This window comes from Nesterenkonia xinjiangensis (assembly GCF_013410745.1).
Classification (GTDB): domain Bacteria; phylum Actinomycetota; class Actinomycetes; order Actinomycetales; family Micrococcaceae; genus Nesterenkonia; species Nesterenkonia xinjiangensis.
In genome coordinates, this window is the sequence record NZ_JACCFY010000001.1 from 744,479 (window position 1) to 766,273 (window position 21,795).

18 protein-coding genes are annotated in these 21,795 nt (G+C 67.9%); 7 read left to right on the forward strand and 11 right to left on the reverse strand.

Translation table 11 applies throughout. From position 1 onward, the window contains the following. Position 1: 1 nt before the first annotated feature. From HNR09_RS03435 to hisD, 4 genes are all read right to left on the reverse strand, one after another. Positions 2–454: an ABC transporter permease family protein gene (locus tag HNR09_RS03435; protein ID WP_179540774.1), complete on the reverse strand. Its 453-nt coding sequence runs from the start codon at positions 452–454 to the stop codon at positions 2–4. Continuing rightward, positions 451–1,320 carry a carbohydrate ABC transporter permease gene (locus tag HNR09_RS03440; protein WP_179540775.1) on the reverse strand — a complete coding sequence of 290 codons (870 nt, stop codon included), beginning with the start codon at positions 1,318–1,320 and terminating at the stop codon, positions 451–453. The genes HNR09_RS03435 and HNR09_RS03440 overlap by 4 nt, the downstream gene beginning before the upstream one ends. A 42-nt stretch (positions 1,321–1,362) precedes the next feature. Beyond that, positions 1,363–2,673 carry an ABC transporter substrate-binding protein gene (locus HNR09_RS03445; RefSeq protein WP_179540776.1) on the reverse strand — a complete coding sequence of 437 codons (1,311 nt, stop codon included), beginning with the start codon at positions 2,671–2,673 and terminating at the stop codon, positions 1,363–1,365. A 256-nt stretch (positions 2,674–2,929) separates the two neighbouring features. After that, complete coding sequence (gene hisD / locus HNR09_RS03450) at positions 2,930–4,252, reverse strand: histidinol dehydrogenase (protein ID WP_179540777.1); 1,323 nt, start codon at positions 4,250–4,252, stop codon at positions 2,930–2,932. A gap of 195 nt (positions 4,253–4,447) precedes the next feature. On the opposite strand from hisD, the gene HNR09_RS03455 reads away from it, so the two are divergent. Further along, a complete protein-coding gene (locus HNR09_RS03455) occupies positions 4,448–5,365 on the forward strand; it encodes a LysR family transcriptional regulator (protein ID WP_179540778.1) in 918 nt (305 codons plus the stop codon). A 22-nt stretch (positions 5,366–5,387) separates the two neighbouring features. Here HNR09_RS03455 and HNR09_RS03460 read toward each other — a convergent pair whose 3' ends face one another. Together HNR09_RS03460 and HNR09_RS03465 are read right to left on the reverse strand one after the other, a co-directional pair. Next, on the reverse strand, positions 5,388–5,603 hold the full coding sequence (locus HNR09_RS03460; protein WP_179540779.1) for a helix-hairpin-helix domain-containing protein: 216 nt from the start codon (positions 5,601–5,603) through the stop codon (positions 5,388–5,390). Between the two features lie 3 nt (positions 5,604–5,606). Continuing rightward, entirely contained in the window at positions 5,607–6,335 is a 729-nt protein-coding gene (locus HNR09_RS03465; protein WP_179540780.1) for an SRPBCC family protein, read from the reverse strand. A 154-nt stretch (positions 6,336–6,489) separates the two neighbouring features. On the opposite strand from HNR09_RS03465, the gene HNR09_RS03470 reads away from it, so the two are divergent. Both HNR09_RS03470 and HNR09_RS03475 read left to right on the forward strand, forming a co-directional pair. Continuing rightward, on the forward strand, positions 6,490–8,853 hold the full coding sequence (locus HNR09_RS03470) for a 5'-nucleotidase C-terminal domain-containing protein (protein ID WP_179540781.1): 2,364 nt from the start codon (positions 6,490–6,492) through the stop codon (positions 8,851–8,853). A gap of 218 nt (positions 8,854–9,071) precedes the next feature. After that, entirely contained in the window at positions 9,072–11,861 is a 2,790-nt protein-coding gene (locus tag HNR09_RS03475) for an ExeM/NucH family extracellular endonuclease (protein ID WP_179540782.1), read from the forward strand. A gap of 83 nt (positions 11,862–11,944) precedes the next feature. On the opposite strand, the gene HNR09_RS03480 is transcribed toward HNR09_RS03475, so the two are convergent. The 3 genes from HNR09_RS03480 to guaB all read right to left on the reverse strand — a co-directional run bounded on the left by HNR09_RS03480 (position 11,945) and on the right by guaB (position 15,485). Further along, positions 11,945–13,087: a GuaB3 family IMP dehydrogenase-related protein gene (locus HNR09_RS03480; RefSeq protein WP_179540783.1), complete on the reverse strand. Its 1,143-nt coding sequence runs from the start codon at positions 13,085–13,087 to the stop codon at positions 11,945–11,947. Positions 13,088–13,173: 86 nt separating this feature from the next. Then, complete coding sequence (locus tag HNR09_RS03485; protein WP_179540784.1) at positions 13,174–13,953, reverse strand: TenA family protein; 780 nt, start codon at positions 13,951–13,953, stop codon at positions 13,174–13,176. Positions 13,954–13,964: 11 nt separating this feature from the next. After that, entirely contained in the window at positions 13,965–15,485 is a 1,521-nt protein-coding gene (guaB, locus tag HNR09_RS03490) for an IMP dehydrogenase (RefSeq protein ID WP_179540785.1), read from the reverse strand. 286 nt (positions 15,486–15,771) lie between these two features. Here guaB and HNR09_RS03495 point away from each other — a divergent pair, with 286 nt between their 5' ends. The 4 genes from HNR09_RS03495 to groL all read left to right on the forward strand — a co-directional run bounded on the left by HNR09_RS03495 (position 15,772) and on the right by groL (position 20,521). After that, positions 15,772–16,965 carry a sulfurtransferase gene (locus tag HNR09_RS03495; protein ID WP_179540786.1) on the forward strand — a complete coding sequence of 398 codons (1,194 nt, stop codon included), beginning with the start codon at positions 15,772–15,774 and terminating at the stop codon, positions 16,963–16,965. Continuing rightward, entirely contained in the window at positions 16,962–18,263 is a 1,302-nt protein-coding gene (locus HNR09_RS03500) for a YeeE/YedE thiosulfate transporter family protein (protein WP_179540787.1), read from the forward strand. The genes HNR09_RS03495 and HNR09_RS03500 overlap by 4 nt, the downstream gene beginning before the upstream one ends. Before the next feature lie 300 nt (positions 18,264–18,563). Beyond that, a complete protein-coding gene (groES, locus tag HNR09_RS03505) occupies positions 18,564–18,860 on the forward strand; it encodes a co-chaperone GroES (protein ID WP_179540788.1) in 297 nt (98 codons plus the stop codon). 59 nt (positions 18,861–18,919) lie between these two features. Next, positions 18,920–20,521, forward strand: a complete 1,602-nt coding sequence (gene groL, locus HNR09_RS03510; RefSeq protein WP_179540789.1) for a chaperonin GroEL — start codon at positions 18,920–18,922, stop codon at positions 20,519–20,521. Between the two features lie 148 nt (positions 20,522–20,669). Here the strand turns inward: groL and HNR09_RS03515 are convergent, their stop codons facing one another. Further along, positions 20,670–21,119 carry a DUF559 domain-containing protein gene (locus HNR09_RS03515; RefSeq protein ID WP_179540790.1) on the reverse strand — a complete coding sequence of 150 codons (450 nt, stop codon included), beginning with the start codon at positions 21,117–21,119 and terminating at the stop codon, positions 20,670–20,672. Then, positions 21,067–21,687 (reverse strand): type IV toxin-antitoxin system AbiEi family antitoxin domain-containing protein, encoded by a 621-nt coding sequence (locus tag HNR09_RS03520; protein WP_179540791.1) that lies wholly within the window; start codon positions 21,685–21,687, stop codon positions 21,067–21,069. The genes HNR09_RS03515 and HNR09_RS03520 overlap by 53 nt, the downstream gene beginning before the upstream one ends. Between the last annotated feature and the right edge of the window lie 108 nt (positions 21,688–21,795).

Below are 21,795 nucleotides of genomic sequence, written 5' to 3' on the forward strand. Positions count from 1 at the left end.
ACTATCGGGACAGCTCGTACATGGGCAGGACCACGGCCAGACGAGGCAGAGCCCGGAAGACGAGCGCGATGATGAGCAGGATCGCCGAGACGTACCCGGGCGCTCTCGCCAGGGCGTAGGCTGCCGGCAGCCCGATGACCAGGGCCACGATCGTGCTGATCACCGCGACGCCGAAGGTGTTGAGCAGGTACTGATAGAAGTTGGTCGCCTGCCACAGATCGACGAACGCTTCCAGCGTCGGTTCGTAGGTCATGACAGGCGGGCTGACGAAAGCGACGTTCGTCGGCTTCGTCACTGACAGGATCGTCCAGATGAACGGCGCCAACATCGCCAGACAGACGCCGGCGAGGAAGAGTCCGCTCATCATCGGCGTCGCGCTGCGTCGGTGCCCGGCACTCCGCTGCCTGGAGACTCTGGACTTCCCCCTGACGATCATCTCTGCTGTGCCCGTCATAGGCTCCTCGCCTCCTTGATCGTGTTGCGAAGGAAGGGGATGAGCATGATGAGCATGATCACGATCGTCAGCACATTGATGACGCTCCCCAGTCCCAGCTGCTGGCCACCGTCTTGGAAAGCCATGTTGTAGGTGTACAGGGCAATTGATTCATTGCCGTTGAGAATGGCGTTCGGAGCCAGCGGTATCAGATTGTCGAAGACTCTCAGGACATCCATGATGGAAATGATGGCGACGAACCCGACCATCCCTCTGATGCTGGGCAGAATCACGTGGAAATGCTTTCCGAGGGTGCCTGCCCCGTCGATCTTCGCCGCCTCGATGATCTCCTGTGGGACACCTTGGAGACCCGCCAGAAGGATCAGCATGGAGAAGGGAAGCATCGCCCAGATGACGTTCAGAGCGATCATGATCCGGTTGGGCCACCTGTCCGTGAACCACAGGAGATCGTCCTGGCCGAACCATCCGAGGATCAGGTTCGCCACACCTCCGAAGTTGGTGTCGAAGAGCCACGAGAACATCGTGGCGCCCACGACGTTGGGAATCACGTAGGAGATGAGGAGGATCCCCAGGACCAGGGGCCTCATGCGACCGAGGTTGTTCACGAGCACAGCCAGGATGTAGCCGAGGACGATGACGACGAGCATGACGATCAGCGTGAGACCCACGGTGAACACCACAGATGCCGCGAATCGCGGATCCGTGAGTGCCAGCATGTAGTTGTCCAGACCGACGAACGTCCCAGGCTCCCCGTAGTTGACGTCTTTCAGGCTCCACTCGACCGTCCGATACATCGGTACGAGCAGGAGACCGAACATCACCAACAGGCTCGGCAAGATCAGAATCCAGTATTCGCGTCTACTCATCACGGCCCTTCACAGATCGCCCCGAAAGCTCTTGGGGACCCTTCACTCGGCATCCAGCACGTCCTGAGCATCGTCCTGCATCCGCTCCGCACCATCCTCAGGAGTGAGGTCGCCGTTGAACACCTGCGCGATGATCGGCAGGATGGCGTTGCCGACGCGGGGGATGTACGGGTGCGGCTCCACTGGCGGCGCAGAGCCGATCGCATCATTCGCCGCATCGGCATACGGGCTGTTCTCCTCGGTGACGATGCCCTCTCGTGCCGGGTAGGCGTCCGGGATCGCTGCTTCTGAGGAGTCTTCGCCCACGGACGACGCGATCATGTGGAACAGCAGCTCGTCGTCGACATCCGTGTTGGCCGGGATCGACCAGCCGTCCACAGAGAGGGCGCTGTACTGATACTCGCCGTCACCGACGACGGGAGGGGCCGCGAAGCCGATGTCATCGAAGTACTGGCTGTTGCCTTCCTGCACCAGATCGTTCATCCGGCCAGAGAACATGATGGAGATGGCTGCCGACCCGTTGTACATCTGCTGCTGGACGGCAGGCTGATCGAATGTCGTCACCTGTGGGTCCAGGAAGGGCCGGAGCTCGAGCAGCGCCTCAAAGGCCTGGATGGCCTCGGGCTGGTCGAAGTTGGGCGTCTGGGCCTCATGGTCGACCAGGTCCACGCCCAGAGATCCCAGTGCCGAGTCATAGGCCGTCAGCAGATCCGAGCTGGTGTGCAGAGGCAGCGCGAGCGGGTAGGACATCTCCCCCTGGTCCTGGATCTCCTGGGCCACGTCGCCGAGCTCGTCGAACGTCGTGGGGGGCTCCAGGCCGAGGTCGTCGAAGATATCGGTGCGGTACGCCATCACGAACACCTGAGCCTGCATGGGAAGGGCGTACAGCGACCCCTCGTAGCTCATCGCCTCGATCATCTGCGGGTTCAGCTCGTCCAGTCCATACTGCGCGCTATGCTGTTCCACCAGGTCGTCCAGGGGGATGAGCCGTTCCGTCTCGGCGTTCTCCGGAATGATCATGCCGTAGGTCTCGATGATGTCGTACGTCCCGCTGGAACCGGCGAGGGTGGTGGTGGTCCGCTGGACCTGACCGGCGAAGTCCACCGGCTCGTGGACGACCGAGACGTCATCCTTGGAACAGTTGGCGACCAGTGCGTTCGTGAAGGGATCGATGGCGGATGAGTTGTACGCCAGGACGTTGACCGTCGTCGGGGAGGACGGCGCCTCGAAGTCGCATGCGACCTCCGGAGCGGTCTGGTCCGCGCTCCGCGAACCTGCTCCGCATCCGCTGACCAGCATCGTGGCTCCGATGCTTGCCGCCACGGCGGCCTTCGTCGATGATCGGTGGAACATCTTGACACTCCTATGTGAGGGTGAGCTGGATTCATACGTATACAAGTCTCGGAGCCTGACAGAGGAGCCCTGGATCCGGGAATATCTAGGCATCATTCGCAGGTGATGTGACTCGCAACACACTAATATCGTAGCCCAATGCATACGTATACGCTATGGATTGGGTGAAGTGATCACGACGACGCGACGCCCGCCCGGGCCTCATCTGCGGAGGCTCGGCACCACCGGCTGCGGGATTGCGGGCAGCAGGGCTAGATCACGAGAGATGGCGCTCCAGGCGCATCGTGGCCGTGACCCGGTGCGCCTCCATCCCCTCGTAGGTCGAGATGACCTCCACGTGCCGGGCGACGTCCGGCGTCGCCTCCCTCTCCACGCGCTGATACGTCAGAGGCCTGAGGAATCGAGACACGGACAACCCGGCGCTCGAACGGGCACCGCCGCCCGTCGGGAGGACGTGGTTCGTCCCGGAGACGCCCTTGTCCGAATAGGCGACCGTCGACCACGGCCCCAGGAAGATCGACCCGTAGTTGCTGAGGTTGTCGTGGTAGTACGAATCGTCGGCCGTCTGGATCTCCAGATGCTCCGGGGCCAGGACATCCATCAGCTCCACCGCCGCCTCACGCCCTTCCGCGACATAGACGGTGCCGTAGTCCCTCCAGGCCGGTCCGGCGATGTCACGAGTGGACAACGTCTCCAGCTGCCTCTCGATCGCAGCGATGACGGCCCGCCCGAAGGAGTCCGATGTCGTCACGAGGGACGCAGGCGACTGTGGGCCGTGCTCGGCCTGCCCCAGCAGGTCGGCGGCCACGACCTCGGGGGACGCCGTGTCATCCGCGATGACAGCGACCTCGGACGGACCTGCAAGAAGGTCCATGCCGGTCCGCCCGAACAGCTGCCTCTTGGCCTCGGTGACATAGGCGTTCCCGGCACCGATCAGCATGTCGGCTGGCCGGTCTCCCAACAGTCCGAACGCCATGGCGGCGAGCGCCTGGACGCCGCCCAGCGCGAAGGCGCGGTCGGCGCCGGCCAAGTGGGCGGCATAGAGGACGGCGGGATTCCCGCCGATGGGGTCGTTCGTCGGCGGGGTGCAGGCGATCACGCTGGGCACTCCCGCAGCCTTGGCCACGCCCACCGTCATGAATGCGCTCGCGAGGATCGGGAATCGTCCGGCCGGAAGATACGCTCCGACCCTCGGCACCGGAGTGTAGCGCTGTCCGACGACGACGCCGGGGAGCAGTTCCTTCTCGAAGTCCACCAGGTGATCCTTCTGAGCCAGGGCGAACGCCCTTGTCCGATCCGCACCCGCCGCCAGCGCCTCGCGCAGCTCCGGGGAGAGTGCGCCCCCAGCCCGCTCAAGATCCCTTGCCTGCACCTCGATGTCCCGTTCATGCGAGTCATCCAGCTTCCGGGAGTACGCGAGAACGGCATCCATGCCGTTCGCCTCGATCTCCGAGAGCATCGCGGAGACGGTCTCCACGACTTCAGGGAGCCGCTGAGCCGGCTCGCCGCCGACTTCAGCCGACTTCAACGTGTAGAAGGACCCTTCGATGAACCTGTGATCTGAGTCATTGATCTGCATGGCAATGACCCTAGGAAACCTCAAGGATTAGGACAACCCGGTAGAACACGAAGCTTGCCAACGGCTTTCCCTATACCCCGTGAAGCCGTCCCCCAGGACGGAGTTCGTCGGCGCCTGAGACCGGGCCTGTTCAGCCCGTCACCGACACGCCGGGGCAGCCGGCGCGGCCAGGTGCGGACGCCATAGGGTTGAGCCATGACGATCGCTCAGCTCAGAGCTTTTCTGGCCGCATGTGACCTGGGGTCCTTCACCGCGGCCGCCCGAGAGCTGGAGATCAGCCAGGCTTCGATGTCGGAGCTCATATCCCGTCTGGAGGAGGAGCTGGGCCTGCCGCTCTTCGTCAGAGGAGGACGGCGACTGATTCTGACGTCAGCCGCCGACGAGCTCCTGCCCCACGCCCGAGGCGCGGTCTCCGCGTTCCAGAACGGCTTCAACGCCGTCCGATCGATCTCGGCTCTCGAGGGCGGCGTCTGCACGTTCGGCGTGCTCCGCAACGCGAGCTACTACGACCTGTCCGACCTCGTCGAGCGGTTCCACACCCGCTATCCGAACGTGAAGGTGCGCATGGTCGGCCTGAACTCCGCACTCGTGGCCGAAGCCGTGGCCTCCGGTGAGCTGGAGGCCGGCCTCGTCGTGCTGCCGATCTCCGAGCCGGGCCTCCACATCCGGCCTCTCCTCCGGGATGAGGTGCTCTATGTCTCAGCAGCCAGGGACCCAGACAGCGGCCCAGCCACCATCGAGGAGCTGACGCGGAACAAGCTCGTGCTCTACGACGCGTACGCGGGCTGGAGGGACTCCACCCGGAGACAGCTCTTGGAGCGTGCCAGGCGTCACGGACTGTCACTGGACCCGGACATTGAGGTCGAGCACGTGGAGACCGCCCTCAGACTCGTCGCATCCGGGACGGTCAACACGATAGTGGCCCGCTCCGTCCTGGAGAGCCCGAGCTGCCCGGAGGGCCTGACGGCCGCACCCTTCGCCGAGCCGCTCCATGACACGCTCGCGCTCATCCGGAGAGAGTCCACTGCGCTGTCACCGGCGACGCAGAAGATCGTCGAATTCGCCGAACAGTCATTGAGGGACAGATCCCGACGTCTCCGCCGAAGAGCGTGACCCGCCGGACGGCGGCGCCGTCTCACCCCTCAGACCAGGACATCCCCTTCGCCGCGAGCGCCTCGGTGAGGATGCGGATGGCCTTGGGGCCCACTCCATGGATGGCCAGCAGCTCCTTGGGAGCATGCGAGGCGGCATCGGCGAGATTCCGGATGCCGTGGGAGGACAGCTCGCGGGCCGCGGTCTTGCCGATCGCGTCGGGAAGGTCTCCCACGGGGCGGACGTCAGGGGTGCTCATCAGTCATTCCTCAGAGTCGGGGGTCGTGTAGAAACGCGTGGTGCGTCCTGCGGCGGCCGCGGCCGCCTCGGCAGGCGTCCCGGCCGCCTCCGAGGCCCTGCCCCACGCGGCGCTGCTGCCGGCGATGAACTCTTCAGCGCCCGCGGTGGTGACCCAGAGGGTCTGTTCCGCCGGCACCGTGCTGCCGGTGCGCAGGTGATGGGCCAGCCCGAGCAGCGCGAGGTCCCAGCCCACGCCCCCGGCACCTGGGCCGTATGTGGACCAGAAGTCCCAGGGGATCAGCCCGCGATGCTCCACGGTCAGCCGGGAGGAGCCCTCCGCCTCAGAGTCGTGGCTCGCCGATTCGCCGCGGTACGGTTCGGCGGCCTCACAGCGGACCACCACCTGGGAGACGTCCCGGCCGAACTCCCAGCTCAGCTGCATCTCCCCCGCCTGGCCTCCGCCGGGCGGCGCACAGCGCTCCACAGTGCCGGTGGCGTTGTCCTGCACGCTGAACCGGCCGCCCAGCCGCAGATCACCGGTGACCGGGGCGAACCATCGAGCCAGCCTGTCCTCCCGCACACAGCACTGCCAGAGCTCCTCCAGGTCCACGGCGAAGCTCTGCCTCACCCGGGTCGTGACGGCGATGCCGCCGTCGGACTTGAGGATCTCCAGCTCCCGGTGGACAGCCTCCAGCTGACCTGCGGCCTCGATGATCCGCTCCCCTGAGCTCTGTTCCGCGTGACCTGCCATGGAGACATTCATCCAGAGGACAGCCTCCGGCGGCAACTCCTCGAGGCCGAAGGACCGACGCTGTTCACCGTGAGGCCTATTCCTGTTCTCCACATTCTGTTTGGATGGACAACGATCTGAGCACCTGATCTGAGCACCTGATGAGGGAGAACACGTGACCACACCGACTCGGCCTCCCGTGCCGCCGACACCTCGTATCCGCAGCACCCGCGACATCCGCCTCCGTGGAGCCGCCGGGCTCTCTGCGGGCCTCGCCGTCGCCCTCCTGGCCCCGAGCAGCGCCCTGGCCGCACCCGCCGCCGAGGACAGCACGGCCGGTGAGGTCGTCGAGCTGAGCATCGTCGGAGTCAACGACCTCCACGGCCGGCTCGAGCCCGCCGGCGACGTCCCGGGGGCTGCGGTGCTGGCCTGCGCAGTGGACCAGGTACGCACCGAGAACCCGCACACCGTGTTCGTCTCCGCCGGGGACAACATCGGAGCCTCCACCTTCACCTCCTTCATCCAGCAGGACCAGCCGACCCTGGACTCCCTGGCGGCCATGGATCTGGAGGTCTCGGTGCTGGGCAACCATGAGTTCGACGCCGGCGCCGACGACGTGGACGAACGCGTCCTGCCTGAGGCCGGATTCCCCCATATCGGTGCCAACATCCGCGACGCCGACGGCGAGCACCTCTACGAGCCGTACCACCTCACCGAGGTGGCCGGTGTGACGATCGGCTTCATCGGGATCATCACCGAGGACATGCCGGGCCTGGTCAACCCCGCCGGGATCGAGGGCATCGAGTGGACCTCCATGAAGGAGGAGGTCGGCCGGTACGCCGAGCAGCTGACCAACGGGGACCCGGCCGACGGGGAGGCCGACGTCGTCGTCGTGCTCGCCCATGAGGGCCTACCCGGCACGGATCCCGCCAGCGCGCAGAGCCGCTCCTTCGGGGAGCTGGTGGATGATCCGCACCCGTCGGTGGACGCGATCTTCAGCGGCCACACCCACCAGTCCTACGCCCATGACCTGGACGGGCTGCAGCTGGTGCAGGGCGGGGAGTACGGGGAGCAGATCTCCCGCGTGGACCTCTCCGTGGACACCAGCACCGGCGAGGTACTCGTGAGCCATGCCGAGACCGTCGACCTGGTGGTCGACGGCGCCCCGATCTGCGAACCGGACGAGCATGTCTCCGAGATCGTCGCCGATGCGGTGGAGGTCGCCGACGAGCTCGGGGCGGAAGTGGTCGCCGAGACCGCCGGCGAGGTGCCGTTCCGCCGCGCGGTGAACTCCGACGGCTCCGAGAACCGCGGCGCGGCCTCCACTGTGGGCGAGCTGGTGGCCGACGCCCAGGTGTGGGCGGTGCGGCAGACCCAGCCCGACGTCGACTTCGCCATCACCAACTCGGGCGGGCTGCGTGCAGATCTGCCCAAGGGCGAGCTCGCCTACCGGGACCTGGCGGCGGTCCAGCCCTTCGCCAACACTCTGGTCACTGTGGAGCTCACCGGAGCGCAGGTGCGCGAGCTCTTCGAACAGCAGTGGCGCGAGGACGGCGGCTTCTCCAAGCATGCCCAGTCGGCCGAGGTCAGCTACGTCGTCGACCCCGAGGCACCTGCGGGTCAGCGCATCACCGAAGTGCGGATCGATGACGAGCCGGTGGATCCCGAGGCCACCTACCAGGTGGCGATGAACTCCTACATGGCGGCCGGAGGCGGCGGGGTCGACGTCGTCCTGGAGTCCCCGCAGGCCGTGGACACCGGGATGAATGACCTCGAGGCCTTCGTCAGCTACGCGGCCGAGCAGGAGACCCTGGAGCCCGATCTGCGGCGCCGGGCCGTGGCGGTCAGCTGGGACGGCGACCCGGACGCGGTGCACGCCCCCGGTGATGAGATCTCCTTGGACATCGGCGGACTGGCCTACAGCGCCGAGCACGTCCCCACCGGAGAGACGCTGCAGGCCGAGCTGGGCGGCGTCGACGTCGGCGGGTTCCCGATCGACCTGACCACGGTGGACCACGAGGATCTGCGAGGCCAGGCCGAGGTCACCGTGACGGTGCCCGAGGGCGTGGAGGCCGAAGGCGGCATCGCCGAGCTGCTGCTCACCGAGCCGGTGACCGGCACCGAACTGGCCGTCCCGATACGGGTCACGGAGGATCTCACGACTGACGACTCCGCTGACGAGCGCACCGACGACGGGGTGGACGTGGATCGTCCCGAGGAGGACCGGCCCGACTCCGACGACGGCGCCGAGACGCCCGGGGCTGAGACCGAGGCCGAGACCGCCGAGGACACCACCTCAGCCGGCAACCTGACCGACGCATCAGGGGCGGCTCAGACGGCTGACCAGCCCGGCAGCGGCGCACCCACGGGCGACGCCGCCACAGGCGCGGACGCTCCGGGCTCCTCTGCGGCGACGCCCGGTGACCCGCTGGCGAGCACTGGGGCTCCCGGCATCCTCTGGCTCGGACTCGGCGCACTCGTGCTGCTGGCTGCGGGCATCCTGCTGGTGCGGCGAGGACGGCGCCGCCTGACCGACTGACCCGGCTGAACGCCTCCGAGAGCTGGCCGAAGGGTTCTCGAGCCGCCGTGTCAGAGCCCCGCCCTAAACTGTGTGCCGGCGACCGACGATGACGTGGATCACACCCACGGGTCGGCGCACCGGACCACTGAAGACCGCACGACACGATCACCACACGATGAGGACTCCGCCCCATGCATACACCAGGTGACACATCTGCCAGGAGACGCGCACCCCGCGTGCTCGCGGGGATCGCCTCCGCCGGCCTCGCCGCCTCACTGATCATCCCTACGCCCGCGACCGCCGCCCCGGCCGAAGCCTCGACCACTCCATCCGTCGAACGTGCCGAGAGCGTCGTCATCAGCGAGGTCTACACCACCGGTGCCGGCCAGGACGCCGCCTTCGACGAACGGTTCATCGAGCTGCACAACCCCGGAGACGAGCCTGTGGACCTCGAGGGTTGGGCGGTGTCCTACCGCCCGGCATCCCGCGGCGAGGACGATCTGACGCCCTCGGGCCACGTGACCCTGTCCGGCGCCATCGAACCCGGCGGCCACTACCTGATCGCCAACCCCGGTCTGAGCGCCGGTGACGGAGAGCCCCTCCCCGAGCCCGACGCCCGGCTCAGCGGCGGCACCGCCATCCGTGACGGCGTCATCTGGCTGGCCTCCACACCTGAGCGCCTGGACCTCCCTCTCGGAGACGTGCGGGACCATGAGGACGTCGTCGACCTGCTGGGCTACGGCGGAGCGAACACCTCTGAGACCGCGGCCGCGCCGTCGCCGTCAGGCAGTGCCGACGTGCGCTCCATCGCCCGGGTGGACGAGGCCGTGGACACCGATGACAACTCAGCAGATTTCGCCCTCTCGGAGGCCATCACCCCGACCAACAGCGCCGGGGAGCAAGCGGTCCATGAGCCGGAGGAGCCCGAGCGCCAGGAGCCGACGGACCTGGAGATCCATGAGATCCCGCGCAGCCTGGAGCCAGCGGAGAACCAGCTGCTCGAGCAGCCGGTCACCGTGCGCGGCGTGGTCACGGGCGCCTACCCGACCGGTGGCTTCAACGGGTTCACGCTGCAGACCGAGGGCACCGGCGGCGACCTCGACCTGGAGACCCACGCAGCCTCCGACGGCATCTTCGTCTATTCACCCTGGCGGGCCGACGAGGTGGAGATCGGCGACTTCGTGGAGATCACCGCAGATGTCACCACCTACTCGGGGCAGGTCCAGCTCTCGCTCTACCCGGGCTCCTCGCAGACCCCGGAGCATGAATTCGCCCTGATCACCGACGAGCCGCATGAGGCGGTCAAGCCGGCCGTGGTCGAGATCCCTGAGACCGATGCGGAGCGCGAGGCGCTGCTGGGCATGGTCATCGACCCGCAGGGCACCTACACGGTCACCGACCACTACACGCTGAACCAGTTCGGGGAGATCGGCATCGTCCTCGGCGAGGAGCCGCTGACCACCCCGACCGCAGCCCACAGACCCGGCCCGGAGGCCGATGCCCTGGCGGAGGAGAACGCCGAGCGGATCATCTACCTGGACGACGCCGCCACCACCGACTTCTCCCGCTCCTCCGGATGGGACGAGGAGCTCCCCTATCTCACTGCTGAGGACCCGGTCCGGATCGGGGCGGAGGTCCAGTGGGAGAACACAGTGATCATGGACCGCCGCTTCGATGAGTGGCGCCTCCAACCCACCGCGCAGCTGACCCCGGACAGCGCCGAGGCGGTCCAGCCGGCTCGCGTCGAGAACACCCGGGAAGGCCGAGAGACCTCGGCCGAGCGTGATGCGGACCTGCGCATCGCGGGTTTCAACGTGCTCAACTACTTCGTCACCCTCGGCGAGGACGAGGAGGGCTGCGAGTACCACGCCGACCGTGACGGGAACCCCACCACCGCTGATTGGTGTGAGGTGCGCGGCGCCTGGTCCACCGAGTCCTTCAAACGCCAGGAGGCGAAGATCGTCGACGCCATCACGACGATGGACGCCGACGTCGTCGCCCTGCAGGAGATGGAGAACTCGGCCCACTTCACCGACGACGCCGACCGCGATCTTGCCCACGAGCGTCTCGTCGAGGCCCTCAATCAAGACCTCGGCACCGACACCTGGGCCTACGTGGCCAGCCCGGAGACCGCACCCGCCCCGGAGGACGAGGACGTGATCCGCAACGGGTTCATCTACCGCCCCGAGGCTGTGGAGCCGGTGGGCGAGTCGGTCATCCTCTTCGACGGGGGCGTGGACGAGATCATGACCCCCGAGTTGGAGGACTTCGACCTGGTCGAGGTCTACTCCAACGCCCGCGAGCCGCTGGCCCAGGAGTTCCAGCCAGTGGGCGGTGACGAGCAGGATCGCTTCATCGCCGTCGTCAACCATTTCAAGTCCAAGGGCTCCGCGCCCGACGGCGGACCGAACGCCGACTCCGGCGACGGACAGGGCGCCTGGAACGCCGACCGGGTGGAGCAGGCACGCGCCCTGGTGGCCTTCGCCGACGCGCTGGAGGAGGACACCGGCACCGAGAAGGTCTACCTGATGGGTGACTTCAACTCCTATGAGATGGAGGACCCGCTGCAGGAGTTCCTCGGCGCCGACTACACCAACGTCTCGGCGGAGACCGGCCAGCACAGCTACATGTTCGACGGCCAGGTCGGGTCCCTGGACCACCTCTTCGCCTCCGAAGCCGCCGCCGAGACGATCTCCCAGGCGGAGATCTGGAACATCAATGCCGTGGAACCGATCGCCCTGGAGTACAGCCGGTACAACGGCAACGCCTCCGACCTGTTCAGCGCGGACCTGTGGCGCTCCTCGGACCATGACCCGATCGTGGCCGACCTGCGGTTCGAAGCGACCGAAGCCCCCGGTGACGAGGACGGCTCAGACGAGGACGGCTCAGACGAGGACGGCGGGACCTGGCCCCCGCGCGGACCGGGGAACAACAACGGCCACGGGCATGGCTCGGGCGAGGACCGTGGCCATGAGCGAGAGGGTCACCCCGGCAACGGCCCGGGGAGCACCCCCGGACGACGTTGAGCTGGTGAGTTTCCGCCGAAACCCGAGCCCTACGGGCCGGATTCGGGCGGAAACTCACCAGCTCAACGGGGCTGAGGACCGCTTCAGCGGGACTGCTGGCCCAACGGAGAGACGATCGCGTCCACCCGCTGGAAGGACTTCAGGTCCGAGTAGCCCGTGGCGGCCATCGCCCGACGCAGCCCGCCCATCAGGTTCGAGGATCCGTCCGTGTGATGGGCAGGCCCCCAGAGGACCTCCTCCAGCGGTGCCACGGTGCCCACCCGGGTGCGGTGTCCGCGCGGGAAGTCGGGGTGTACGGCCTCCTGGCCCCAGTGCCAGCCGCGACCCGGCGCCTCCTCGGCGCGGGCCAGGGTGGTGCCCAGCATGACGGCGTCCGCGCCCATGGCCAGGGCCTTGACGATGTCGCCGGATGAGCCCAGGCCGCCGTCAGCGATGACATGGACATACCGGCCCCCGGACTCGTCCAGGTAGTCCCGACGGGCCGCTGCGACATCGGAGATGGCAGTGGCCATCGGCACGCGGATGCCCATCGCGCGACGAGTGGTGGTGGAGGACCCTCCCCCGAAGCCGACCAACACGCCGGCGGCGCCTGTGCGCATCAGGTGCAGCGCCGGCGTGTAGCCGGCCGCCCCACCGACGATCACCGGGACGTCGAGCTCATAGATGAACTCCTTGAGGTTCAGCGGGTCACCGTTCTGCGCGACATGCTCGGCCGAGACCGTGGTGCCGCGGATGACGAACATGTCCACCCCGGCCTCCACCACGGTCTGGTAGAACTCCTGGGTGCGCTGGGGAGTCAGGGAGCCGGAGACCACCACCCCGGCCTGCCGGATCTCAGCCAGCCGTGCCTTGATCAGCTCGGCCTTGATCGGCTCCGAGTACAGCTGCTGCAGCCGCCGGGTGTTCTCCGGGGAGATCTCATCCTCAGCGAGATGCTCGATCTCCTCCAGCACCGGGGAAGGGTCCTCATATCGGGTCCACAGGCCCTCGAGGTTGAGCACACCGAGCCCGCCCAGACGCCCCAGCGCGATCGCCGTCTCGGGGGACATCACCGAGTCCATCGGCGCCCCGATGACCGGGGTCTTGAACGTGTAGGCATCGATCTGCCAGTCCAGGCTCACGTCCTGGGGGCTGCGAGTCCTGCGGCTCGGAACGACGGCGACGTCGTCCAGCGCCCAGGCGCGTCGCCCGCTCTTGGCCAGACCGATGGGGATCTCGTTGCTCAACTGGTGCTCCTTGCTCTCGCAGAGGTTGTCAGAACGTGGTCAGCGGGACCCCGTGGGCCCCAGGTCTTCTCCGCCGGTGAATCTGCTCAGCCGACCGGTGCGGTGCGCCAGGACTCTCGGACGTGGGCCGCCGCCCAGAAGCGGTGCTCGTAGACGCAGCCCTGCTCGAAGGCCGCCAGCATCCGGGCTCGCAGCGCCCCGTCAGCACCCTCGTAGAGCTGCTCGAAGATGCCGATGGCCTCCTCCACCGCCTGGTCGAACTCCGGATCCGAGTAGACCTGCACCCAGCTGCGGTAGGGATGATGCGCCATCGCCTCTCCGATGTCCTCCACCAGGTGTCGACCCACCTCGGCGTAGACCCAGAAGCAGGGCAGCACCGCCGCGACCGCCACCGCGTGATCGTCGACTGCGGCGGTGGCCACCAGCCAACTGGTGTACCCCTGGGTGGTCGGCGAGGGGCGCGGTGCGCCGTCCTCATCAGCCATCTCGGAGGCCAGGGCGGAGAACTCCGTCGAGCTCATCAGCTCGGCCTGCATGGCCTGCTCCTCGGCAATCGTGTCCGAGGTGGCCCGCGCCCAGAACCGGCGGTGCGCGGCCGACGGAGCCCGAGCCGCCAGCAGGGTCATCGCCTGCCCGTATCCGGCGAGGTAGGCCGAGTCCTGCAGCAGATAATGCACGAAGGTCTCAGCCGGCAGGGTGCCGGCGGCCAGCTCGGCCAGGAACTCCAGGGACGAGATCCGCGCCAACGCCTCACGGGAGTGCCGCCAGGCGGTCAGCCCGTGGTCTCCTGCGCACAGCGCCGGCGAGTCCACGTAGGGCGCCGGTCCGATCCGGTGCTGGTCTGCCCCGGGCTGGGTGGTGATCATCAGGCCCGCCGTCAGCGACGCCGGTAGTTGGGCGATTCGACGGTCATCATCACGTCATGCGGGTGCGACTCCTTCAGCCCCGCCGAGGTGATGCGCACGAACTTACCCTTGGACTTCAGCTGGTCGATGGTGTGGGCGCCCACGTAGAACATGGTCTGACGCAGTCCGCCGGTGAGCTGGTGGACCACCGCGGAGAGCGGACCCCGATAAGGCACCTGGCCCTCGATGCCCTCGGGGATGAGCTTCTCGTCGTCGGGCACGTCCGCCTGGAAGTAGCGGTCCTTGGAGTAGGAGGTGTTCTTCCCGCGGGTCTGCATCGCTCCCAGCGAGCCCATGCCGCGGTAGGCCTTGAACTGCTTGCCGTTGTAGAAGACCAGGTCACCGGGGGACTCCGCGGCGCCCGCCAGCAGCGAGCCGAGCATCACGGAGTTCGCGCCGGCCACCAGGGCCTTGCCGATGTCACCGGAGTGCTGCAGCCCGCCGTCGGCAATCAGCGGCACACCGGCCGGGATCGCGGCCTTGGCGGCCTCATGGATGGCGGTGACCTGGGGGACGCCGACCCCGGCGACCACCCGCGTGGTGCAGATGGAGCCCGGCCCCACCCCCACCTTGATCGCATCCGCTCCGGCGTCGATGAGAGCCTGGGCGCCCTCACGGGTCGCGGCCTGCCCGCCGATGACGTCCACCCCGGCGGCGTGCGGCTCGGCCTTGAGCTTGGCGATCATGTCCAGCACCCCGCGGGTGTGGCCGTTGGCGGTGTCGACCACCAGGGCGTCCACCCCGGCGTCGATGAGCGCCATCGCGCGTTCGAAGCCCTCTCCGAAGAATCCGACCGCCGCGCCGACGCGCAGCCTTCCCTCGGAGTCCTTGGTGGCCTGCGGATACTTGTCGGCCTTGTCGAAGTCCTTGATGGTGATCAGCCCGGTGAGGCGGCCGTCGTCGTCCACCAGCGGCAGCTTCTCCACCCGGTGCTCGGAGAAGAGCTGGATGACCTCGTCGCGCGAGATGCCCACCTGGGCGGTGATGAGCGGCTGCGGGGTCATCTTCTCGTAGACCTTGGTGGTCAGGTAGTCCTCGGAGGCGACGAAGCGGATGTCGCGGTTGGTGATGATGCCCAGCAGCTTCCGGTCGGCGTCGACCACCGGCAGCCCGGAGACGCGGTAATGGGCGCAGAGGTCGTCGAGGTCCTCCAGCGTGGCGTCCGGGGTGATCGTCACCGGGTCGGAGATCATGCCGGACTCCGAGCGCTTGACCTGGTCGACCTGCTTCGCCTGGTCCTCCAGGGAGAGGTTCCGGTGGAGGATGCCGATGCCGCCGAGCCGGGCCAGGGCGATCGCCATCGGTGCCTCGGTGACCGTGTCCATGGCCGCGGAGGCCACCGGGGTGTTCAGCGTGATGTTGCGGCTGAACTGCGTGGAGGTGTCGGCGTCGGACGGGATGACGTCAGTGGCGCCGGGCAGCAGGAGGACGTCGTCGTAGGTCAGTCCGACGAAGCCGAAGGGGTCGTGGTCCTCTGCGGGGGTCTCAGTCACGGGGTCTCGCCTCTCCAGGGGGTCGCTCGGGTGCTCGCGGGGCCGCGGCGCCGTCGGGTGCGCCGCCGTCGGTGTCAGGGCCACAACAAGTCTACTGCCGCCGAGATTCCTGTGTGTCCGGCTGACGGCCGGGCCGGGCGGGGCCCATGGCAGGCGTGAGGCGACCAATGTGACAGCATATGAACTTATCTGTTCATATTTCTGAAGATATCGCCCATAGTGGTGTGCAGGCACATCCGCACCACTTCTGCACACACCTTCCTGCAGCGAAAGGCATCACCGCATCATGAGCACCGAAGAGGCACCCACACCCGAAGAGAACCAGAGCTCAGGCCGACGCTCCAGCGGCAAGCTGGCCGTGGCGTTCGTCGCCGTGGCGGCACTGGCCGCCACCGCCGGAGGCGTCGTCACCAGCAGCCTCAGCGGCGGCGACGAGGACGGCTCCGCCTCCGCGGCCCCGGGGGGATCCGGCGAACAGGCCGCCACCGTGGCGAATGTTCAGGTCACCGGCGAGAACCGCGGCCAGGACGAGGTCCACCAGGGCGGCGACGAGGACCTGGAGAACGTCCTGGTCTCCACCGACTGGCTCGCCGATCGCCTCGACGAGGGCGACCTCGCCGAACAGGGCATCGTGCTGATCGACGTCTCCGAGGAGCTGCCCACCTCGGAGCTGACTCCCTACTCCGAGGCCCACATCCCCCAGGCCCAGTACGTGAACTGGTCCACCGAGTTCACCCAGCCCAACACCCGGGAGTTCATCTCCCAGGACGAGTTCACCGAGCTCACCCAGAGCCTGGGCATCGACGACGGCGACACCATCGTCCTCTACGGCGACAGCAACAACTGGTTCGCCGCCTACGCCGCCTGGGTGTTCAAGCTCTACGGCGCCGAGGACGTCCGGCTGCTCGACGGCGGCCTGCACAAGTGGGAGGCCTACGACGAGCGTGAGCTCACCGAGGAGGTCCCCGACGTCGCTGAGGGCACCTGGGAGGCCCAGCCGCAGAACCTCGACATCCGTGCCCTGCAGCCGGAGGTCCTGGAGATCGCCGACGAGAACGTGGACGGCGAGTCCGACACCGCGCTGGTCGACATCCGCTCCGCCGACGAGCACGACGGCGCCGTCGGCGTGGACCCCGCGATCTTCGAAGGCGAGTCCACCTCCATCTGGGGCCACATCCCCGGCTCGGTGAACGTCTCCTGGGGTGAGATCGTCGACCCCGAGACCGGCCAGTTCCTGCCCGCCGACGAGATCCGTGCCATCTACGAGGACGCCGGCGTGGACCTCGACTCCCCGATCGTCACCTACTGCCGCATCGGTGAGCGCGCCTCGCATTCCTGGTTCGCCCTGAACCAGATCCTCGGCGCCGACGCCCAGGTCTACGACGGCTCCTGGACCGAGTGGGGCAACTCAGTCGGCGTGCCGGTGGCCAACAACACCGACGAGCGGGCCGGCCTGTGGGGCAGCGGCAGCGGCTCGTGAGCACCACCGCAGAATCCACGACGACGGAGCCCGCCCGCCGCACCGGCGGCCCGGGCTCCGTCTCGGTCCCCGCCGACCGTCCGCTGGGCTGGACCCGGGCGGACTCGGCGCGCACCGGCGTCGCACTGGGGGTGGCGGCCCTGCTGCTGGGCCTGGCCGCCTGGCTGGCCGTCACCGACGGCGAAGGCCTCGGCGGGTCGAACGCCTCCTTCGCCCTGCTGATCGGCGCCGGACTGGGCATCCTGTTCGAGCGCGGCCGGTACTGCTTCTTCTGCGTGTTCCGGGACTTCTTCGAGAAGGGCAGCTCCCGGGGCCTGTACGCCGTGCTGGTCTCCATCGCGGTGGGGATGATCGGCTACGCCGTCGTCTTCTCCCTGCGGGTGTCCAACCCCACCGGCGGCACACTCCCCTCGGATGCGCACATCGCCCCGGTCTCGCTGGCGCTGGTGATCGCCGGGCTGGCCTTCGGGCTGGGCATGGTCATCTCCGGGGGATGCATCGCGGGGCATCTCTACCGCCTGCCCGAGGGGCATCTTCGCTCGATCCCGGCGCTGGCCGGTGTGGTGGTCGGCTTTGCCGCGGGCTTCCTCTCCTGGGACTTCATGTACTCCGGGTTCATCGCCGGAGCTCCAGTGCCCTGGCTGCCGGCCGGCGGCGGGTACACGGTGGCCATCCTGCTGCAGCTGGGCGTGCTGGCCGGCCTCGGGCTCTGGCTGCTGCGCTGGAACCCACCCGTGCAGGGACGCGGGGATCGCGTGGTCGACGGGACCGAGATCCGCAGGCTGCTCTTCTTCAAGCGCTGGCCCGCCCTGGCCACCGGGGCCGGCGTCGGGGTCCTGGCGGTGCTGGCCTACTACAAGGACCAGCCGCTGGGGGTGACAAGCCAGATCTCCTCGCTGACGCGCACGAGCATGGACTCCGCGGGGCTGCTGCCGAACTTCATGCCTGGCCTGGACGAGCGGCTGGCCGGCTGCGTGGCGCTGGTGGTGCACACCGTGACCACCAACGGCTGGCTGATACTGGGGATCGTGCTGGCCTCCCTGGCGGCGGCGCTGCCCGGTCGCCGAGTCCGTGTGGAGCGGCTCACCGGGTGGAACTCCCTCACCGCGGCGATCGGCGGGGTGCTGCTGGGATGGGGTTCGATGATCGGGCTGGGCTGCACCATCGGAGTGCTGCTCTCCGGCACCCAGGCCATGGCGCTCTCCGGCTGGGTCTTCGGCGTGGCGGTCTTCGTCGCCGCCGGCGTCGGCTTCCGACTGGGCCTGCATCGCCGGGCCAGCCCCGGCGTCTATCGCTGAGCGGAGCACTCCGCATCACCGGAATGGACCGACTCATAGGGCGGTCTTAGCACTCTGCTTGACCGAGTGCTAAGGCCGTCCTAAAGTTTGTGTTGGCACTCGACGTCATCGAGTGCTGATTCGGCGCCGGTGTCACCGGTGTCGGAGCCTGACGGGGCGCCATCCGGCACCGCGACGACGGTTGGTCACTCCCAAGGCGCGCAACAAACCCGGCCTGCGGCACGACGTCGGCGTCACACGACGTACAGCCCTGGCCTGAGCACAGACCCGATTCGACTTCACGCAAAGGAGAGCACTGACGTGTCAGTCTCTATCAAGCCCCTCGAGGATCGCATTGTTGTCCGCCCCCTGGAAGCTGAGCAGACCACCGCTTCCGGCCTCGTGATCCCGGACACCGCCAAGGAGAAGCCCCAGGAGGGCGAGGTCGTGGCAGTGGGCCCCGGCCGCTTCGACGACAAGGGCAACCGCGTCCCGGTCGACGTCTCTGAAGGCGACGTCGTCATCTACTCCAAGTTCGGCGGCACTGAGGTCAAGGTCGGCGGCGACGAGTTCCTCGTCCTGAACGCCCGCGACGTCCTGGCTGTCGTCGAGAAGTGATCGCGGACCTCCGCACACTTCTCGAGACCCGCATCTGACTCGCAAAGGAAGCAACTCACATGGCAAAGCAGCTGGAGTTCGACGATGCCGCCCGGAAGGCTCTTGAGGCCGGCATCGACAAACTCGCCGACACTGTCAAGGTCACGCTGGGCCCCAAGGGCCGCAACGTCGTCCTGGACAAGTCCTGGGGCGCGCCGACCATCACCAACGACGGCGTGACGATCGCCCGCGAGATCGAGGTCGAGGACTCCTACGAGAACCTCGGCGCTCAGCTCGCGAAGGAGGTCGCCACCAAGACCAACGATGTCGCCGGCGACGGCACCACCACGGCCACCGTGCTCGCCCAGGCCCTCGTCAAGGAGGGTCTGCGCAACGTGGCCGCCGGTGCGGCGCCGAGCGAGATCAAGCGCGGCATCGAGACCGCCGTCACCGCGGTGACCGAGCGCCTGAAGCAGAACTCGCGCGACGTCGAGGGCGCCCAGGTGGCCCACGTGGCCGCGATCTCCGCCCAGAACGACGAGGTCGGCGAGCTGATCGCCCGCGCCTTCGACGCCGTGGGCACCGAAGGCGTCATCACCATCGAAGAGTCCTCCACGACGTCGACCGAGCTCGACATCACCGAGGGCATGCAGTTCGACAAGGGCTACCTCTCCCCGCACTTCGTCACTGACGCCGACCGTCAGGAAGCTGTGCTGGAGGACCCGCAGATCCTGATCCACCAGGGCAAGATCTCCAACATGCAGGAGTTCCTGCCGCTGCTGGAGAAGGTCCTGCAGGCGAAGAAGCCGCTGTTCATCATCGCCGAGGATGTCGAGGGCGAGGCCCTCTCCACCCTGGTGGTGAACAAGATCCGCGGCACCCTGAACGCCGTGGCCGTCAAGGCTCCCGGCTTCGGCGACCGCCGCAAGGCCATGCTGGAGGACATCGCGATCCTCACCGGCGCTCAGGTGGTCTCCCCCGACCTCGGTCTGAAGCTGGACCAGGTGGGCCCCGAGGTGCTCGGCACCGCTCGTCGTGTGACCGTCACCAAGGACAGCACCACGATCGTCGACGGCGCCGGCTCCACGGAGGACGTCGAGGCCCGTGCCGCGACGATCAAAGCGCAGGCCGACGCGACCGACTCCGAGTGGGATCGGGAGAAGCTGCAGGAGCGGCTGGCCAAGCTGGCCGGCGGCATCGGCGTCATCAAGGTCGGTGCGGCCACTGAGGTGGAGCTCAAGGAGCGTAAGCACCGCATCGAGGACGCCGTGTCCTCCACTCGCGCGGCCCTCGAGGAGGGCATCGTCGCCGGTGGCGGCACCGCGCTGATCAACGCGCTCTCCGCCCTCGACGAGGACGAGAACGTGCAGGCGCTGGCAGGCGACGCCGCCGCCGCGGTGGGCATCGTCCGCCGCGCGCTGGTCCAGCCGCTGCGCTGGATCGCGCAGAACGCCGGCGAGGACGGCTTCGTCGTCGCCTCCAAGGTCGCGGAGCTGGAGCCGAACCACGGCTACAACGCCAAGACCGGCGTGTACGGCGACCTGATCGCCGACGGCGTCATCGACCCGGTCAAGGTCACCCGCTCTGCGCTGCAGAACGCCGCCTCCATCGCGGCGCTGGTGCTGACGACCGAGACGCTGGTCGTCGAGAAGAAGCACGACGAGGACGAGCACTCGCACTGATTGCTCTGATCCGTCTCTGAGAGGGGCCCTGGCACGTCATCTGACGAGCCAGGGCCCCTCTTCTGTCCCCTCCCACTCCCAGTTGAGCTGGTGAGTTTCCGCCCGAAAGACGCGCTCTGGGGCCGTATTCAGGCGGAAACTCACCAGCTCAACTGAGCAGGAGGACGCTCACTCGGGCCACGACGCCGATGAAGTCCTCTCTGAAGTCCACGCGATTCGCCCGCACGACCGTCCACCCGTCCCGGCGGAACGCCCCGTCGCGCCACTCGTCGCTGGCCTGCTGCTCGGCCTCGAAGTGATGGGCTCCGTCATACTGGACCGCCACCTTCCGACGGCGGTACGCCAGGTCGGTCACGGGGCTGACGGGATCATCCGGGTCAAGTCTCGCCTGCAGCTCCGGCTCCGGATGGCCGGCCTCGACGAGTCGCAGACGAAGAAGGGTCTCCGGCGGGGAGTCCGCCCCGACGCGCACCCTCTCGAGAGCCTGCCGTGCGGCGACGATCCCCCGGGTGTGGCCGTGCCGCGACAGACACTCCTCCAGCAGCTCACGCGTGCTCCAGGGGTGTTCCCCTGCCTTCGAAGACTGCTCGAGGCTCACGGACCAACGCGTCGCCCAGCACCACGAGCTCGTCCGGTCGAAGGTGCGGCATGAGGTCGATGAACACACGCTCCGGTGAAGCGAGCCGCAGGCCCTCCTGCTCCAGCACCTCCCCCATGGTGTTCTTGATCGGACCGTGCTGACGCACTGCTCCGAGCCCGGCCACAGTCCTGCCCCTGAACCGGCCGCTGACATGGATCGCTGAATCCCCCGCGAAACGCGGAGGGAGGGGCAGGCCGTGCACCCGGGCGGCAGTCGCGTGGCTTAACCAGAGGCCCGGCGCACGAGAGCAGAGTGCCTGCAGCAGGGCGAGATCGATCGTCTCGGACGGCACCCCCTCCACATGCGGCCCTTCACCGTGCGGCCCTTCACCGTGCGGCCCACCCACACCCGCGGCGGGTGCGACGTCGGCGTCGCCCGGCACAGGACGATGGCGGTAGATGCCTCGGACGACCCGCTCGATGTCACGGGCCCGGAGCCGCTTCTCCGGCACTCCCGCGGCCAGGGCCTGTTGGCGGGTGAAGATGCGGCCGTAGAGCGACGGCGGGAGCGGGTCAGGTCGACGCATGAGGGCCAGCCTGCCCGATAGGCTTCCGCAGCACAGCCCCACGAGGCGCTTCTGTGGATAACCTTCCCCGGAGACGAGTTGAGCTGGTGAGTTTCCGCCTCAATCAGC